General features: G+C 54.2%; 22 protein-coding genes and 1 other RNA gene. 8 read left to right on the forward strand and 15 right to left on the reverse strand.

The features are described 5' to 3' along the window. Complete coding sequence (locus ACYOR7_RS02080; RefSeq protein ID WP_479912988.1) at window positions 1-396, reverse strand: hypothetical protein; 396 nt, start codon at window positions 394-396, stop codon at window positions 1-3. 238 nt (window positions 397-634) lie between these two features. Further along, window positions 635-805, reverse strand: a complete 171-nt coding sequence (locus tag ACYOR7_RS02085) for a hypothetical protein (RefSeq protein ID WP_294803907.1) — start codon at window positions 803-805, stop codon at window positions 635-637. Between the two features lie 209 nt (window positions 806-1,014). Here ACYOR7_RS02085 and ACYOR7_RS02090 point away from each other — a divergent pair, with 209 nt between their 5' ends. Then, window positions 1,015-1,548 carry a PepSY domain-containing protein gene (locus ACYOR7_RS02090; RefSeq protein WP_294803904.1) on the forward strand — a complete coding sequence of 178 codons (534 nt, stop codon included), beginning with the start codon at window positions 1,015-1,017 and terminating at the stop codon, window positions 1,546-1,548. 77 nt (window positions 1,549-1,625) lie between these two features. On the opposite strand, the gene ffs is transcribed toward ACYOR7_RS02090, so the two are convergent. The 6 genes from ffs to ACYOR7_RS02120 form a co-directional block, all read right to left on the reverse strand. Further along, window positions 1,626-1,938: signal recognition particle sRNA (gene ffs, locus ACYOR7_RS02095), an RNA gene on the reverse strand. A gap of 32 nt (window positions 1,939-1,970) precedes the next feature. Next, window positions 1,971-2,924, reverse strand: a complete 954-nt coding sequence (locus ACYOR7_RS02100; RefSeq protein WP_294803901.1) for a TIGR00269 family protein — start codon at window positions 2,922-2,924, stop codon at window positions 1,971-1,973. Between the two features lie 48 nt (window positions 2,925-2,972). Continuing rightward, on the reverse strand, window positions 2,973-3,191 hold the full coding sequence (locus ACYOR7_RS02105; RefSeq protein ID WP_294803898.1) for a TFIIB-type zinc ribbon-containing protein: 219 nt from the start codon (window positions 3,189-3,191) through the stop codon (window positions 2,973-2,975). A gap of 140 nt (window positions 3,192-3,331) precedes the next feature. After that, window positions 3,332-3,760, reverse strand: a complete 429-nt coding sequence (locus ACYOR7_RS02110) for an aconitase X swivel domain-containing protein (protein WP_479912989.1) — start codon at window positions 3,758-3,760, stop codon at window positions 3,332-3,334. Window positions 3,761-3,762: 2 nt separating this feature from the next. Further along, entirely contained in the window at window positions 3,763-4,923 is a 1,161-nt protein-coding gene (locus ACYOR7_RS02115) for an aconitase X (protein WP_294803893.1), read from the reverse strand. A gap of 100 nt (window positions 4,924-5,023) precedes the next feature. Further along, window positions 5,024-5,152 (reverse strand): hypothetical protein, encoded by a 129-nt coding sequence (locus ACYOR7_RS02120; protein ID WP_479912990.1) that lies wholly within the window; start codon window positions 5,150-5,152, stop codon window positions 5,024-5,026. Window positions 5,153-5,346: 194 nt separating this feature from the next. On the opposite strand from ACYOR7_RS02120, the gene nth reads away from it, so the two are divergent. Beyond that, window positions 5,347-6,039: an endonuclease III gene (nth, locus tag ACYOR7_RS02125; RefSeq protein ID WP_479914441.1), complete on the forward strand. Its 693-nt coding sequence runs from the start codon at window positions 5,347-5,349 to the stop codon at window positions 6,037-6,039. Here nth and ACYOR7_RS02130 read toward each other — a convergent pair. Continuing rightward, window positions 5,981-6,628 carry a hypothetical protein gene (locus ACYOR7_RS02130; protein ID WP_479912991.1) on the reverse strand — a complete coding sequence of 216 codons (648 nt, stop codon included), beginning with the start codon at window positions 6,626-6,628 and terminating at the stop codon, window positions 5,981-5,983. The genes nth and ACYOR7_RS02130 overlap by 59 nt on opposite strands. Before the next feature lie 197 nt (window positions 6,629-6,825). Between ACYOR7_RS02130 and ACYOR7_RS02135 the strand changes: the two genes are divergently transcribed. Together ACYOR7_RS02135 and sso10a are read left to right on the forward strand one after the other, a co-directional pair. Then, window positions 6,826-8,133, forward strand: coding sequence for a hypothetical protein (locus tag ACYOR7_RS02135; RefSeq protein ID WP_479912992.1), 1,308 nt, complete (start codon window positions 6,826-6,828; stop codon window positions 8,131-8,133). 210 nt (window positions 8,134-8,343) lie between these two features. Beyond that, window positions 8,344-8,646: an Sso10a family chromatin protein gene (sso10a, locus tag ACYOR7_RS02140; protein ID WP_294803879.1), complete on the forward strand. Its 303-nt coding sequence runs from the start codon at window positions 8,344-8,346 to the stop codon at window positions 8,644-8,646. A gap of 100 nt (window positions 8,647-8,746) precedes the next feature. On the opposite strand, the gene ACYOR7_RS02145 is transcribed toward sso10a, so the two are convergent. Both ACYOR7_RS02145 and ACYOR7_RS02150 read right to left on the reverse strand, forming a co-directional pair. Continuing rightward, complete coding sequence (locus ACYOR7_RS02145; RefSeq protein WP_479912993.1) at window positions 8,747-9,010, reverse strand: DUF8036 family membrane protein; 264 nt, start codon at window positions 9,008-9,010, stop codon at window positions 8,747-8,749. Between the two features lie 30 nt (window positions 9,011-9,040). Further along, window positions 9,041-9,457: a winged helix-turn-helix domain-containing protein gene (locus ACYOR7_RS02150; protein ID WP_479912994.1), complete on the reverse strand. Its 417-nt coding sequence runs from the start codon at window positions 9,455-9,457 to the stop codon at window positions 9,041-9,043. 112 nt (window positions 9,458-9,569) lie between these two features. On the opposite strand from ACYOR7_RS02150, the gene ACYOR7_RS02155 reads away from it, so the two are divergent. Then, entirely contained in the window at window positions 9,570-10,607 is a 1,038-nt protein-coding gene (locus ACYOR7_RS02155) for a hypothetical protein (RefSeq protein ID WP_479912995.1), read from the forward strand. An 88-nt stretch (window positions 10,608-10,695) separates the two neighbouring features. Beyond that, entirely contained in the window at window positions 10,696-11,067 is a 372-nt protein-coding gene (locus ACYOR7_RS02160) for a hypothetical protein (RefSeq protein ID WP_479912996.1), read from the forward strand. On the opposite strand, the gene sat is transcribed toward ACYOR7_RS02160, so the two are convergent. Next, window positions 11,064-12,194 (reverse strand): sulfate adenylyltransferase, encoded by a 1,131-nt coding sequence (sat, locus tag ACYOR7_RS02165; protein ID WP_294803868.1) that lies wholly within the window; start codon window positions 12,192-12,194, stop codon window positions 11,064-11,066. The two genes, ACYOR7_RS02160 and sat, sit on opposite strands and share 4 nt — an antisense overlap. 10 nt (window positions 12,195-12,204) lie before the next feature. Continuing rightward, window positions 12,205-12,942 carry a phosphoadenylyl-sulfate reductase gene (locus ACYOR7_RS02170; RefSeq protein ID WP_294803864.1) on the reverse strand — a complete coding sequence of 246 codons (738 nt, stop codon included), beginning with the start codon at window positions 12,940-12,942 and terminating at the stop codon, window positions 12,205-12,207. A 154-nt stretch (window positions 12,943-13,096) separates the two neighbouring features. Here ACYOR7_RS02170 and ACYOR7_RS02175 point away from each other — a divergent pair, with 154 nt between their 5' ends. Together ACYOR7_RS02175 and ACYOR7_RS02180 are read left to right on the forward strand one after the other, a co-directional pair. Next, window positions 13,097-14,494, forward strand: a complete 1,398-nt coding sequence (locus tag ACYOR7_RS02175) for a SelD-related putative sulfur metabolism protein (RefSeq protein ID WP_294803861.1) — start codon at window positions 13,097-13,099, stop codon at window positions 14,492-14,494. Window positions 14,495-14,519: 25 nt separating this feature from the next. Then, the gene (locus ACYOR7_RS02180; RefSeq protein WP_294803858.1) at window positions 14,520-14,951 is read left to right on the forward strand and encodes an HIT family protein; all 432 of its coding nucleotides are present in this window, start codon (window positions 14,520-14,522) and stop codon (window positions 14,949-14,951) included. Here the strand turns inward: ACYOR7_RS02180 and ACYOR7_RS02185 are convergent. Beyond that, window positions 14,901-15,206 (reverse strand): Mpo1-like protein, encoded by a 306-nt coding sequence (locus ACYOR7_RS02185; RefSeq protein ID WP_294803857.1) that lies wholly within the window; start codon window positions 15,204-15,206, stop codon window positions 14,901-14,903. The genes ACYOR7_RS02180 and ACYOR7_RS02185 overlap by 51 nt on opposite strands. A 13-nt stretch (window positions 15,207-15,219) precedes the next feature. Then, window positions 15,220-15,930: an HAD family hydrolase gene (locus tag ACYOR7_RS02190; protein WP_294803855.1), complete on the reverse strand. Its 711-nt coding sequence runs from the start codon at window positions 15,928-15,930 to the stop codon at window positions 15,220-15,222. Window positions 15,931-15,964: the final 34 nt, after the last annotated feature.

Raw genomic sequence — 15,964 nt, forward strand, 5'->3', positions numbered from 1 at the left:
CTAGCAGTTTATCGGGACTTGCACGGGGCTGCTCAAGGGCGCCGGCGTCAATATTTTATCCCACACGAAAACCTTGGAGTCGTACTGGCCGGCTGGCGGCAAAGAGGAAGGGTCGAAACTCGTGGCCATCTGCTGCGTGGCCTTTGGACTTATGGACATTGTCTGCCACTGGAGGAATTGCGTAACGCCGCTACTGTTGTCGCGCAGTTCGACTAGGACGGCTGCGGGCTGGACTGCGTCTGAGAGGTTTGTAAGCTTGACTTCAATCATGGCCAGCCTGCCGACGGACTGGCAATCAGCTAGAGGGTATCCGGCAGGGTCGACCAGCGTGACGCTTTTTATCTCGACCGGCCACGAGCTCTGGGCATAAACAGAGGGCAAGGTTACGGCTGGCATAAAGAGAAAGGTGCAAGCCCATACGACGCCTGCAAACCAAGCATGGCGGAGGGGCGTTTCCATGTTTTTAAAAATCGCGTAAATTACTTAACGATTATGTCCAAAGAACGCGTTATCTGCGTGGAGGGTAATTCAGCGCCCCTGTGTGGACGACCTGCTGCTCTGCCATCTTTTGCTGCTGTCGAACCTTGGATGGCTTTCCCGCTTTTAACTTGCTCCCATTTCACATGCTATGGTGCTATTTTATCACTTTGCAGAACTCGGCCACAGGGTCTTGGAAGCTTTTTTCTCCCTCCTTGGCCGGCGCTTGAGATGACCCGCACACAAAGTTCGGAAAGATGTAAAAGGAAAACAGCAGGACTATTGCAAGCAAACAGCCGATCACTACCAAAAGGCCGGTTAGCGACATAGGATGCGATGGATATTGCAATCTGACATAATATTATTCTGCTGGTACGGCTTTGTGATTGGAAACAAGTCGATGCAAGAAAAACTGTAGTTATGCGTATATTGTACAAAGCACACATTCTTCACGATTATGCTATCACTATTCTAGGTAATCTGGATACAAGCTGTGCCTCCTCAAGTATTAAGAGCCATCAGGGCAATAGTGAATTGATGTCAAGTCTGGGAAACAAGAAATTCCTAATCTCTGCTCTCTTGGCTGCGGGCGTGGTTGCTTCCTTGTTGGCAGTCGCGTCGTTTGCTTCTGCGCAGAATGCGACCAATCTTCTTGGAAACAACACCGGTGGGCAGAGTGGAACAATCCCTCCGGCGGCCAATAACAAAAACAGCACCCAAGCAGCAACAATGGACAATATAGTAGGGAGCATAAACGTCCGGCAAGCTGCAAAGACTTTTCTGAGCGAGCATCTCCACGTAACTCTCACCGATGCTTCAAAGGCGGCGGAAAGCCAGGGCAACGGCACGGCAGTCAAAGGCAGCCTCGGCGTAGTGCATGACTATCTGGTATACACTATCACGGTGGCAAACATGAACGACGGAACCATCCACAAGGTAATCGTCGACGCCGGCAACGGAAAAGTGCTTTACACCTCGCCTGCGAATCCAATGGACCATTCGAGCTTTGGAAGGATGATGGACGGAGCTTTCCATCACCATTCCCATCATCATCATAGCCACCATTACTAGAGCCACGATCATCCTGAACTAGAATGACGATGCCCGGGATAACATACGAGCCCCGAGTATACACAAAAGAGAAAGTGGAGGCAGCCTGCCGGTACCACCGCTGGCAAAAGGCCCCATCTCAAGCCCTGCGAGATCCACCACGTAGACGTGCTAGCATGGCTACGCCGCCTTAGGGTTGCTCCCTCCCGGACCTCACCCATTTCGACGATGCGCAGTCGACGCCGCGCCTTCGCGCAGATCGCTGCTCATAACCATCCGACACGGCGTGATTTCATTTCCGCAAGGCAAGCGGGTACCTCCTCCCAGCGGATTTACCCAGCAGTTACTGGTCCTGGCATGAAGCCGATTTCCAGTGAGGGGCACGGCTAGCACCCCGACCCTACCTGCCTCCACAAAGCCTGTACAAAATTCGCTATATTACATTAGCGGTCGATTTTTTGCGACGCCGGTCCAAGTACGCTCACGGTCTTGCAGACAGAGCAGATGTCGCCGGTAGAGTCGCGGCCGCACACCCTGCATTTTTTGTCGCCCCTTGGCTCTGTAACCGACGCGCGCAGTTTCTCTGACACCTTCATCATCGACGCGTACGCGTTGTTCTTTATCCCCGGGTGTTCCTTTTCCATCTTGTTGAAAAACTCGCGCAAATCTGTCCTGATGCTCTCGTTCATGTACGGGCACTCTTCCGACTGGAACGGGATCTCGCGCTGCAGCGCGTAAAACGCTATCTCGTGCTCGTACAGCTCTACAAAGGGCTTGATCTTTTTCATGCCGCCAGCGTACTCTATGGGCTCCGGGTATATCCAGCCGATGCGCTCCACGTCGCCTGCCAATAAATTGATCATGAACGTCTGCAGCTGGTCGTCCATGTTGTGCGCAGTCGCAACCACGTCAGCGCCCACGCTTTCAGCCGCCAAGTCAATGGCCCTGCGCCTAAACGTGCCGCACATCGAGCAGGACGACATTTTCTCCGATGGCCGCAAGACCATTGCCTCGTCCATCGACACGCCAAACAGGTCCTTGTAGCTCATCACCTTGCTCTGCACGTCCAGCTCTGCGCAAAAGTCCTTGACGATTTCAAGCGACTCGTCGCGATAGCCCTCTATTCCTTCGTCGATAGTGACTGCTGTTAGGTCATCTCTGGAACGATCATGCTCGTCAAAGAGCTTTTTCATGACGTACAGCAATGATAAACTGTCCTTGCCTCCGGACACGCCGACAGCGACTCGCTCGCCATATTTTAGCATCGAGTATTTCGACATCGTCCTTGCGGCCTTGTCCTCTATTGACCGCACAAAGCACTTTTTGCACAGGTACTCGCCAGAGTAGGCGCGAAAATACACAGAAGGGTCCTTGCGGCACTTGCTGCAGGTGTGCAAGATAATGCCTGCTGGAGAGCCGGCAAGGGATATTAATTATTCTGAGAGCTACTTTTGCTGCTTGTCCTTCTTGGAAGACTGCCACCAGTCGATATAGTCGTCATGCCTCTTTTGGCGCTTGTCTTCGTTTCTGGCGTCGGCCTTGTCGCGCAGCTCGTCAATCTTTTCCCTTGAAGCAAACAGGCCGCAGCTCTTGCAGATGAAATTCTTGCTATTGAGGTCGAACTTTAGCTCGCCTCCACATTCCGGACAATAGCTGACCAACATGAATCCGTTTCCACGCGCAAATAAAAGGTTTTTTCAAGTCGGTGCACGGACTTTGGTCGTCATTCCGCAGGCTAGCCGCGGTCGGTTCGCCCATCTGGTGTGCCGTGCACCGAGCAAGCTTTGATGCGTGCGCAAAAAGATTAAACTGTTGCTGTTATCTGGCCTGCGTCAGCGTCCACCCTTATCCTAGAGCCGGGTCTGAGAAGCGATGACAACGCCGATTTCTTTGCCATCTCTTCCGGCAGGTCGACTACCGGGATGTTGGCTATTGCGCAGCCGGAGGCGGTGGTGATGTCTGCCTTTGCACATACAATCGCTCTTGGTGCTGTCCCTGCTTCTTTAAGAGAATAGAAAACATAAGCGCCGACACTGCTTCCGATCGCGTTTGGGAACACCAGGACTGCATCCTTTAACGACCTGCCGTAAAGCTCGTGCCTTGGGTCGGTTATCCTGCCGCTCTTGGCCTCGACCATCGCAAGAAAGTTTATCGGCTGGGAACTGACAAGCGCCTCGCCCTCCCCTTTGCCTCCGACAATCCTGCGGCAGCCGGTTATGTTCGTCATCATCATTATTATTTCGTGTACTCCTTTACTATCGTCTTGACGTCCTTTAGCGCGACCTTGACCTTGTTGGAGTTGTTCATGTAGTAAGCCGCCTTGACGCTGCTAGTTATCACAGAATCGTACTTGTCCTTGTCTACGTACGGCGTCAAACATGTACAAGAGTCGCACATGAACTCGCCTCCCGCCTTTTCAATCTGCCCCGTCAGGCCGATCTTGGTTGCCTGGTTGTGGATTGCACGCGAGCAGAATATCATGCAGCGCCTGTCGAATTTCTTGCCCTCTGTCATCTTGGCAAGGGTGGCAAGCTCTTCCAGACCGAGCTGCGGGCTTCCTAAAGTTATGATGTCGCCGTCGTCGGCCGTGTTCAACTCTTCCCTTACTTTCCTCGCCTCTTCCTTTCCAAACGCTATCTTTTCCTTGCCCTCTGTTGAATCGGCAAGCGAGAACATGCCGCACGAGCCGGAGGTGCCGATACCTGCTGAAAGCGCCTTTGCCTGTGGCCTGCCTATTGAATTTCCAATGCCTGCAAGCGCGACGCTGCTGTCCTTTACTGCCTTGCCTGCAAAATACCCGAGCAGGCCGTAATCAAGCTCGCTTTCAAATGCAAATCCTGTTTCTATGGCCGCCTTTGGGTTTCTCGCCTCGTCAAGCCGCAGGTCAGAGAGGGGTGCCTTGCCTGTGACAGAGCTTGCGAGGGCCGAAAGCGCGCTTTCCTTGTTGGTGCGAAGCCCAAGCAGAGAATTTGAAAACACCGCCGCGTTGCTTTCCGCAAAGCTGACCGCGGTGCCCTTTTCCGGGATGTCGAAAACCTCGTACGGGGTGCACGTAAACGACGGCGTGACTCCCATGCGCTCGTACGAGCGCATTATGCTCTCCTGCCTTTCGATGAACTTTTCTGATAATTGCTCGGGCCTGTTTACGTCGTAGCCCATCGGGTTTACTGTCGTCTTTACCGCGACCCTCGCGTCTTTGCTGAACTTTTCAAGGAACTGCACACCAGCGTCGCCGATGGTGTTATAGTTGACGCCAGAAACGTGGGCCCACTTTATTGGCACCAACTTTCTTGCGCCGGTGGCCTCGCCTATTGCTGCAAGTATCCGGTACGCCAGGGCAAGCGCCTCGCCTTTTTCGCCGGCAAGCGCCCTCTCTTCCTCCCTCGTCAGTTCCACGAAAGCATCTCCATAAACTGAGTATAAGAACCATATTGCGACAGGCGCTGTTCAGGCAGCGGGTAGTAACTAGAATGCTAAGTGTCGGATGATGTCTAGACTAACGTACAAGTCTTGGCAAATCCGGAAGCACCGCGAAAATGATGAACACTATGACAAATATCATCATGACAAGACCAAAGATGAGAAACCATTTCGCCTCTCCCCATATGAACGGGTCTTCTCTCACTGAGATATATCTGGTGTTGCGATAGTTAAGGCTGATGGAGAGAAATGAGTGAATAGAGAGAGGCCGCGTCGCTACCCGACACTTGACACTTTGTCAACTACCCCGAAGATTGAACAGAACCTTGCGACAGCAGGGTTTTATATCGCGGGCGTGCGAATCCGAGGTGCTTGGCCAACAAGAAGGAGACGGTGTCGATGGGCGAGATCCTGCGCCGGATGGAAACCGTTCTCTACCGGGAAAAGCCGCCGCGCATGACTGCGCTGCGGGGCCTGCAAATGGAGGAGCAGGGCGACCCATTCAAGATACTGATTGGAACCATCCTGTCGGCGCGCTCGCGCGACGAGAACACGACCAAGGTGGTCAACAAATTATTTGCAACTTACAGGACGCCGGCAGAGCTTGCTTCTGCCGACCTTGATGATATTAAAAAGCTGATACACAGCATCGGCTTTTACAACGTGAAAGCGGCAAGGATAAAGCAGGTCGCGCAGGTCGTCGTCGAGAAATTCGGAGGCAAGGTGCCTTCGGACATTGACAAGCTCTTGGAACTGCCCGGCGTCGGCAGAAAGACCGCAAACTGCGTGCTCGTCTACGCGTTTGACAAGCCGGCAATCCCGGTCGACATACATGTGCACCGCATCTCAAACCGCCTCGGGCTGGTCGAGACAAAGACTCCTGAACAGACCGAGGAGGAACTGAGCAAGCTGGTCGACAGGAGGTTGTGGACAAAGGTGAACGACACGTTTGTCATGTACGGCCAGAACATCTGCCTGCCGATAAAACCAAACTGCCCAGTGTGCGACCTGAAGGACATCTGCCGCTATTACTCTACGACCGTTTCTTCTTCCACAAAAGGACGCCCATCAGCGCGCCGACGCCAATCATGACTGCTGCCGGCACAAAGTAGATCGGAGTATCAGAAGGGCTCCCGTACAGGATGACCATTGCTACCGTCCCGCCGTAGGCGTTTACGGGCGCAGTCGATTCGTCCTTGCCGTACACTTCAATGGACGCGGGGTCAAACCCGTTTATGTCAAGCCTGTCGACCACTATCCTCTTGCCGTTTGTTACCGTAAGGCCGCTGTTGTCAGCGTTTGTCAGGGTAACAAGCTCCTCGTTGACCCACTCTCCGGGTGGAGTTATTATCTGGTAGCCCGTCTCGGGCGTGTTTACCGCGACCGCGAATTTCTGCTGCTTGCCTCCGTACATGAAAATCTGAATAGTCTTGTTGCTTGGCTGCGCCTCCTTCATGGTTATTACGACCTTTGACTCGTTGCTAGGGATGTAGGCAAGCTTGTCGTCGATGGTGAATATCCAGTTCTGGCCCTTGGACTTGTCGTACTTGTAGACGATGGGATGGCGGTTGTCAACGTTTGCGGCCTGGTACGGGAGTGTAAAGCTCTCGTCTTTTGACGTTTTTACAATGTTCGATGGCTGGATGGCCTCCTGTGCAAGCGCATGAAATGGGACAAACATGATAACGAGTAGTCCGAATACCGCCAAGGTCGGGCGCAAAAAGCGCATTTGGGGTAGATAAGCAGTCAGGCAATATATACGACTCGCAACGGCGCTACTTCACTAGCCGCACCTCGGCCATTGCCGCGCTTTTATGCAGGAACGGCCGTTCCAAGGGTTCCTGAAATAATCGCCTACACTATCGTACGCCGAACAAGATGGCGGGAGGGGTAAAGGAGCTAGGATTGACCTTCGTGGCTTTTGTGCTTGCCGCAGCTCTGGTCCTCCCAGCGGCGTACGGCCAGTCGTCTTCTTCTTCATCATCATCGTCGTTTTCTGTCACCACCAACAAGAGCGTCTATGATTCCAGTGACCGCGTTATCGTGGCCGGGACCGTAGACCCAGACGGCGACAATAATAACAGCAACAGCGACAAGGCGATCAAGTTCGTGGCAGTCAAGGTGACAAAGGATGACGCCGTCTGCGGCCAGCAGTTTGTAAGAGTCGAGCGCGACGGCTCGTTCATCTCGCGGCCCATGAGGGTGTCATGCGGGCCCGGCGACTACAATGTCACTGCCACATACGCCGGCCAGTCGGCTGCCGCCGGTTTCCGCATAGCCGGCAAGGAGCCGGAGCAGAGCAACAGCGAACTGGCACAGATACGCGACTCGGTCGCGCAGGCAGGGGACAAGGCCAATGCGAGGATTAAAGAGCTCGTGCAGGCCGACGTGCCCATACCCGCGCAGGCGGCCGACAAGTACCAGATGGGCGTGTACGAGGCTTCGCTTGCTACTCAGTCCGCAGAGTACGGCGACGCGGACGGCGCGCACAAGCACGCGGACGCTGCCCTAGGCTATTTCGCAGAGACGATGGATCTCCTCTCGCCGGAAAACATAAGGGCGCTTTCGCAACATCTTTCTGCCGCAAGCGAGGATGAAGAAAGGCGCCTTGCCGCCGCAAACGACCAGTACGGCAGGCTGGAAGATCTCTACCGCACACTTGCCGGCCTTGCGGAAAAGAATGGCGTCTCTGACCCGGTATTTGGAGACATACAGGCGCTGCTCGTCGAGGGAAAGAGGCTGCTGGGCATCAACGACATTGCCTCGGCCGAACCGACGCTTGCAATAACAGAGTCGATGCTGGACAAGGCCCAAGCCAAGCTCGTAGAGCAGGCCAACGACGGCCGCAGCAATAGCGACGGCAACAACAGCGCAAACGCCGCCGGGAACAACAATAATTCAAATTCTACGACGACGGTAGCAACAACAACAACGACAGCTGCAACCAGTCCTGATGCCGGCAATCTGATGGCGTCAGCCGACAGGCTGGAAAAGAGGGCCGAAAAGCAGCTGGCAGAGTCAGGCGGCAACGCGCAAGCCGAGGGCCAGATACGGGGAGTGATGAACCTCATCAGCGCGGCAAGAACGGCAATCGGCGATGGCGATTATTCATCCGCACGGGAATCGCTTTCAACCGCTTCCAAGACCCTCATCGAGGCCGACAGGCTTGTCCACGCGGCATCCTGACGAACCTTCTTGTAGCAGCTTTTAGTCCTATTTTCTGGTTATTTCGTAGTAAAGAGGTTCTAGTATCAGTTATCTGGGCGTAAAGGGCAAGATTATCGTTCCAAACGTAGTTATCGCTTTGTTTTGGACCCGAAAAATGGGTTTGGAACGCGCGTTCCAGCACGAATTCCACCCTATCCCTAAAATAATATAGAACAATCTGATAGAGTCATGTCTGAACGCAAAAACAACAGGGGCAAAATCGAAATCATGGCCGACGTCCTGACCTTGTCAACGGTCGGGATAAAAAAGACCCACATCATGTACAAAGCCAACCTGAGTTACGAGCAGATACTGTACTACCTAAACGAACTACTTGGAAGGGGCCTGCTGACCCAGGACGTCATGGAAGGCTCGCCGGTTTACCGCACGACGGAAAAGGGTAGGGAGTTTCTGCACTACTTCTCCCGGATGGCTGACCTGCTAAAGGGATATCCCGAAGAGCAGGAAAAGATGGAGCTTGTGGCACAGTAGTAGTTTTTTCTTACCTATCTGTGACCCACAGACTCAGGCTTTGCATACGCAAAAGAGGGGTGTTTTGACCCCGACCTGACGTTTTCCAATATTCTATCTATTATCTTCTCGTTATCCAGAAAAGGACCGCAAGGCCGCCTGACTGGGCCGTGTTTATCGCAAACAGGTACGGCGCGGCCGCATCGACTATGGACTTTATCGCCGGGCCGGCTAGGTAGAGGTTCGACCAGAAAATAACGATTACAATGTTCTGGACTATGAAAAGCGACGCCACAATGACCAGGCCCCATGTAAAGTAGGACTTTATGACCCTCAGGCTCGAAATGTAGAGCGCGATGATGCCCCCAAGGAGCCCTATGTTCAAAAGGGCGGGCCCCCTCCCCTCCTATGGCAGTCATGCTTTCTTCTTTATCCTGGCCAGTATCTCCTGGAACGATGAATAGTTCTTTTCCATGAGCGGCTTCAGAAAGTACGTGGCGCCGTACGTCTCTTTGTTCTCCGTGACTATCATGCCGTTTTCCGTGAGCACCTTGAGGTGGTGGAGGACGGTCTTGTAGTCCAGCTTCAGTTCCGACGCAATCTGGTTTGCGTTTGCCGGCCGGCCGTTTATCATGTCGATTATCTTGGCGCGGTTGACGCCTCCCCTGCTGCTTGCTATCAGGTACCATAGCACGCGCTTGAAGCGGGGGTCTATGTATCCGCCGCTGCCCTGTCCCGCAAGGCCGCCCGGCGATGCGCGCAGAAACGACGGCAGGCGCAAGGCAATGAAGAGGCCAATGACGTCTGGCAGCAGGCCCGGCGTTAGAAACATCGACAAAACTGCGTGCTTTTGCGTGGTTATAAAGTTGTCCGCAATTGATTGGGGAGTAAATTGGGTGTGAATTGGGGAAAAATCCTTTATAGCCGGAGCAAAAGCACGCCCGATGAATCTTCGCGACGGTAACGGCAAAATCAAGCCTAATGTCATTATCGCCACGGTCTTTGCGGCCATGCTGGTCGCAATGGTCCCGGCGGTAGTCGCCATTAGCGCAACTACCAGACAGGCCACAGAAGCGGAAGCGGCAGACGCGGTGCAGCAGCCATACGTCAAGGCTTTTGCAGGCGGCAAGGCGCTGTACGAGCCCAACGCAGGCAAGACCAACGTGTTTGGCCCAGGCGGCATATTCCCGTTCTTCAACGACACCTTCTCTTGCGGAAACGCGATAACCTGCGGCGTCCAGACGGACGCAAGCTTCAAGGGCGTCTTTAAGGAGAACGGAGCGCAGGGCGACAACAAGTTCGTCGCTACGTACACTGCACCAATAACGTACGGCGACCACCAGGTCAAGGGCCACAAGTACAAGGTCGTAATGGTCGACACAAAGTGGAACAATGATGACCCTGCGCAAACTCCTCTTCCCACAAGGACTCCTGACTTTCTACTGCCGGGAAACGGTGTGGCGTTTGACCAGTACCAGCACGGCCACTCTATGATAGACAGGGCCGACGTGCCTCTGTTCTGGAACAAGGCAGTGGCGTACGGACACGCAAACGTCTACGACGAGACTGACGGAGGCAAGATGGTTGCGCAGAACATATTCATGCACATGATGGTGGGAAAGGCAGTCGACGAGAAAGGGTTCTATTCTGACATGCAGAACAATGACGGCACGCCTCTCGTGGTGCTGTTGTTCCTCGTGAACGTCCCAAGCGGGGTCACGCTCCCCGGCGGAATCGGCCCGCTCACGCCAGAGCAGGCGCAGAGCTTTACGCCGCTTGCAGACGACCCGTCCCTGAAAAACCCGCCGCCAGTTGATTACGCCAAACTCGCAGACTGGGGCGTAAAGGCACCAGAACCAAAACCGCAGTCGACTCCGTGGTCCGTGGATAACCCGACGCAGCCGGTGTTCTTCACCTTCCTGCTCTTCACGGATGCCAAGGCGTACAACTCGTCGACCAACAACCTGCCGGGCGTCAACTAGGCGTCCCCTTCCCTTTCCTCTCTTTTTATTTTTTTTCTAATACCGCCAATTAACCTAATTATACACACAGCGATTACCCACTTTGGGCTTGGCAGACTATTACGGTGCATTGTGCAACAAAGTACTTGAAGCAGACCAGTACGTGCGCTTTGCCGGCGTAGCAGACCGCCTCGGCAGGCTGGTGGCGTCGCAGTACCGCAGAAACGTCAAGCCTCTATTAACAAAGGAAGAGTCCGAGCTGTCGATTACACAGTCGATATTGAGGATGGGCACGCGCTCGACCCTTGAGGACAAGCTGGGGCAGACGGTCTATGCGTTTGCGCTGTACGAGCGGGTCAAGCGGGCCACAATACCGATTCGCGACCCTGAGAGCCACTACCTGATGGTCTCGTTCGACATCGAGGCCGACCATGAGGGTATAATCCTGAGAAAGATGCTGCCTCTCATGAAAAAAAGCTAGGGTACAAAGGGCTCTTTGAACGACACTATCAGTTTTGACACTTCTGGCCTCATCAGATGCTCTGCCGGTATCTCGCCAGAGCTGACCATCTTTCTCATTTTTGTGCCGCTCAGTTCATCCCTGACTTCAGGACCGTGGGGGCAGTTGCGCTCGTTGGCATAGCTGAGACATTTCTTGCAGTAGTAAAACGCCGGAAAGAACACAGGCTGTATTTCCAGGTCAGGATAGTTCTTGAATATCTCGTGCGAGGCAAAAGGATGATAATAGTTACCGACGCCAGCGTGGTCCCGCCCGACAATGAAATGCGTGCAGCCAAAGTTCTTTCTCATGATAGCGTGGTGTATCGCCTCCTTGGGTCCCGCGTACCGCATCTCTGTGTGCAAGGTGACGAACATGGCGCGGTCCTTCGGGTAATAGTTGTTAAAGAGGGTCTCGTACGCCGAGAGTATCACCTCGTCCTTGAAATCGCCCTGCTTTTTCTTGCCTATGAGCGGGTTCACGAAAAGCCCGTCGTAGATGTTAAGAGCCGCCTTTTGCAGCATCTCGTGCGCGACGTGCGGGACGTTTCGGGTCTGAAAGCCAACGATTGTCTTCCAGCCGCGCTGCGCCATCTCCTCCCTCGTCTCTTTTGGTGTCTTTCTGCGCACCCTTATCTGCCCCTGCGGAATCCTCCTTGCGACTTGAATCTTGCCGCCGACAAGGTGGCTCTTCATGTTTGTCATCTTGGCAACTCCGGGGTGCTTGAGCTCGTCGGTGCCATAGACCAGCTTGGCTGACGCAAGCTTGTCAAACGTATAGACCTCTTCTATTTTAAGAGATGCAAACTTTTCGCCTGAAACTGCAAGCGCGACCTCGCCGGCCTGCTTGGCGCTCTTTGCGGCCTGCTCGTCAAGGTCGAGCACAATGGGGACCGTCCACGCAAGCCCATTCTTGAGCCTGCCGTTCTTTACGATGCTTTCAAAGTCGTCCTGGCCGACAAAGCCCTCAAGGGGGCTGAAAATCCCGTCGGCGATGTTCTCGATGTCGCTTCTCAGGTCGTTTGAAACCTCAACGGCAGTCATGCCGTCAAGGCTCGCGTTTGAAAACCTGCTTACCAGCTTTCCACCGTGTGGTTGTAATGATGCCATATTACCATGATCACTTTTTCTTTTTCATCATCGTCGGGTCAAAGTGGAGCCCGCACTCTTTGGCGGCGCTTTCCCACCACCACCTGCCTGCGCGGGGGTCCTCTCCCTTCTCCACAGCCCTCGTGCACGGCTCGCAGCCGATGCTCGGGTATCCCTTGTCGTGCAGCGTGTTGTACGGGACGTTATTTTTCTTGATATAGTCCCAGACCATCTCTGATGTCCAGTCTGCAATCGGGTTGAGTTTGATGATGCCTCCGTGCGCGCCGTCTATCTCTATCTTTTTGGTGTCCGCCCTCGTCGCCGTCTGGTCCCTTCTCAGGCCGGTTATCCAGCCGTCGAGGCTTGCAAGTGCTCTGTTGAGCGGGTGGACCTTGCGTATCTCGCAACACAGCTTGCGGTTTTCGACGCTTGCGTACATGAGGTTCATCCCTCTCTCTCTTATCATCTCCTCGACCTCTTTCTGGTCGGGGAAATATGCTATAATGCCGATGCCGTAGCGGGCGCGGATGTCGTCCATGACGTCGTAGGTCTCTTGGTTGAGGCGCCCTGTCTCCAGCGTAAAAACGTGGGTCTTTTCTTTGCTGATAGCAGCCATCATGTCGATGATGGCTACGTCTTCCGCCCCGAAACTTGAGGCGAGGCCGACCCTGGGGCCGAACTTTTCGAGGGCCCAGTTCAGCACCTGCTGGGCCGTCTTGCCCTCAAAGTCTTTGGCCAGCTGCTCGACCTGCGCAGCGGTAAACCTCATACAGGATATTCCTCGTTTCTGAACGCCTTATAATACTTGTTCCGGTAAAATCCCGCCGTGAGGGGCGTACAAGAATTTGTTTATTAACAAGTTATTTTCTATATATTGTGTAACTTCGTTCATTACAAATAGTGATTGCTAGGGGAGTTTGGGCTTGTCTAATAATTTTTGGGAAAATATAGAGCAATACAGGAAGCTGGGTGGCGACCCGCTGCGTTGGGTTTCGCCGTGCTCGCTGGAGGCAGACTTGCAGATGGTAAAGGGCGCGCTTGCCGAAATAAAGCGCAGCACGATAAAGGTGTCGCCTTTCTGGTTTGATTCGTACTTTCACATCGAAGGAAAAGAGCCCGAGCTCACAAGGCGCGTCTATGATCTGGCAAACCCTGTCATAGACAAGGAGGTGGAGGTCAAGAGGGCGCTTGCGCTGTTCCGCGTGCACTCTGCAACAGCAGAATCGCCGCAGATGCTTGCAGAAGCACTGGGCAGGTTCTTTTCCATGTTCAGGGCCAAGGTGGCCGTAGCAAGCGCGCCTGTCGCGACTACTGAACACTCTGATGCCCAGTTCGCTCTTCTGGATTACATTGAATTGCGCCGGGGCAACAAGGACGGCTACATGCCGGCGCTGTCGTCGTTTGAGCAGGTGACGGATGTCACAAAGGCGCCCGACGATGAAGTGCACGTAAAGATAGCGCTGACTGACGCCATAGAGCGCCTGAACTTGCTTGGCTGCGGCAACTCTGCACTGTTCAAGTTCTTTCCAATATACGACGCGCCTTCCGAAGAAACGCTCGACAGGATACGCACGAACCTCGACGCATTCATGTCGCACTATAACCTCGTCATGGAAGACTATAGCTCGCTGAAGCGCGGCAGGTTGTTCTACGGCACAAGCGCCGTCGCGATAACGAACAAGGAACTGCCGACGCGCTACGAACAGGTGGAGGAGGGCATGGAAGTTCTGATTACAAACAAGTTTGGCGGGCTTGCTGCAGTCAGCCTGCACGCCCTTGCGCTTTCAGACCCTGCCAATGTCACAAAGTTCGAGCAGGCAGGCGTTTCCATGCCTGTCTTGGCAGCGGCAAGAGATGAGGCGTTAAAGAGCCTGAGCGAGCCCCACTTCGCGCTTGGCAAGATAATCTCGAAATACTGCCCCGACTTTGGGCAGGTATACGACAAAAGCGCGCACATCACTGCCGTCTACCCCGTGGGTGCAAGAGGTGTGTTTGCGTTCGGCGCTCTTGCTGAACTTGCAAACGCCCATGTCGCAGTAAACGAACTTCCCGTAAGGCACGACGATATTGCAAGGCTTGCCACAAAAGAGTCACTCGTGGAAAACTCTACTGCATCGCAGCACGGCTGCCACATAATAGTCGGCACAAAGGACGTGCTGAACCTCGTGGCAGAGGATCTGCGCCAGCACCACTTTGCACCCGAGAGGATAGGCTTTGTCGCCAAAAAGGGCGCGCCGTCAGTCGCGATAGAAAATGACGCGGCAGGCCAGTACGTGGCGCAAAAGGCAAAACTCGCACATCTCTTAAAGCCAGCGGGTTAATATCTTCCCGCCCCAAATAACGCGCGTGGTACAAGACCAAAACTGCATCTTTTGCAAGATAGCGACGGGCCAGATCCCTGCAAGGGTCGTGGCGCAGAACGACGGGGCGATGGCGTTTCTCGACGCCTTTCCGCTTGCCGCAGGCCATGCGCTCGTGGTGCCAAAGGCGCATTTCCAAAAAGTTCAGGACATGAATGTCTCTGACGCGCAGGCGGTCTTTGATCTCGTGCACAAAATCGCCGGCAAGATAGAGTCGGCTGCCGGTACAACCGCGTCGACGATAGCAATCCACAACGGAAAAGAGGCAGGACAGGAGGTCCAGCATGTCCACGTCCACGTAATACCGAGAAAGCCGGGCGACGGTGCCGGGCCTGTGCACTCGATGTTCAAGAACAGGCCAAAGCTGTCAGCGCAAGAGATGGACGCGCTGCTTGAAAAGATGATGAGGAGCAAGTGAGCGAGAGGCAAGCCGGGCGACAAGCACGGGCGTCATGGATCTGACGTTGCCCTCTATCGCGTGACCTGCGACGAGCATGGAAACTGCAAGGGTCCACAGGGCAAGGCCGAGCCATGCATCAGTGCCTGCGCCTGCAAAATGGCCGATGATCATTGCGATGCCGTACGCGTATATTGGAAGGCCGATGGTGTGGAGCGCCCTGTTGGCGGGATGCCTGTGCGTGTTTTTCAGCATCTTGACCGTTGCGCGCAACACATTCATGTCTTTGTTATTTTCTGCTAATAATTTTTTCCACGATGCCTAGGACTTCAGCCAGTTTTGCAACCGTGAATGCCGGCCGCTCGCAGTCCTCCCTAGGCTCTTGCAGCGCAAAGAGCGAGTCGGTGACCCTTATCGTGGCCATCATGCCCAGCCTGTTTGCCGGGCACACGTCCGTGTCGAGCCTGTCTCCAACCATTATGCATTCCTGCGCCTCCCTCTCAGCCTCCTTTAATGCGAGCTGGAATATGCGCAAGTCGGGCTTTTTCATCCTGACTGCTCCCGATATTGCGGTGACCTTGAAGTATTTGTCAAGGCCGGCGCCCTGCAAGAGAGTGATAATGTCCTCAGACTGGTTTGCAATGATTCCAAGGTCGCATATATGCGACAGCTCTCTTACGACCTGCTCTGCGCTGTCTGCAAACCGGAACAGCTCTTTCCTTCCTGTCTTGACCTCGGGGTCTATCCTCTGCATTATCGCGTTTTCATAGCCGGAGGGCAGGATAGCCCTGCAGACTTCTATTACAAGCTCTTTTACGCTTCCGTGGCCTATCCTGCGGTCGCGGATAATGTCGTCGCGGACGGCGCGGTAGTTGCGCATGTCAATCCTTGCGCCATAGCCGTTCAATAGTTCCAGAAATTTGCCATCAAAATGGGTGATGAAATCCCATTCGGTGACCAGCGTCTGGCCTAGGTCAAAGAACACGAACGGCTTGTGCATTCCCTATCCTTGCGCAGCCGTTCATTATTATTCT

The organism is Candidatus Nitrososphaera sp. 86-2 (assembly GCF_056726185.1).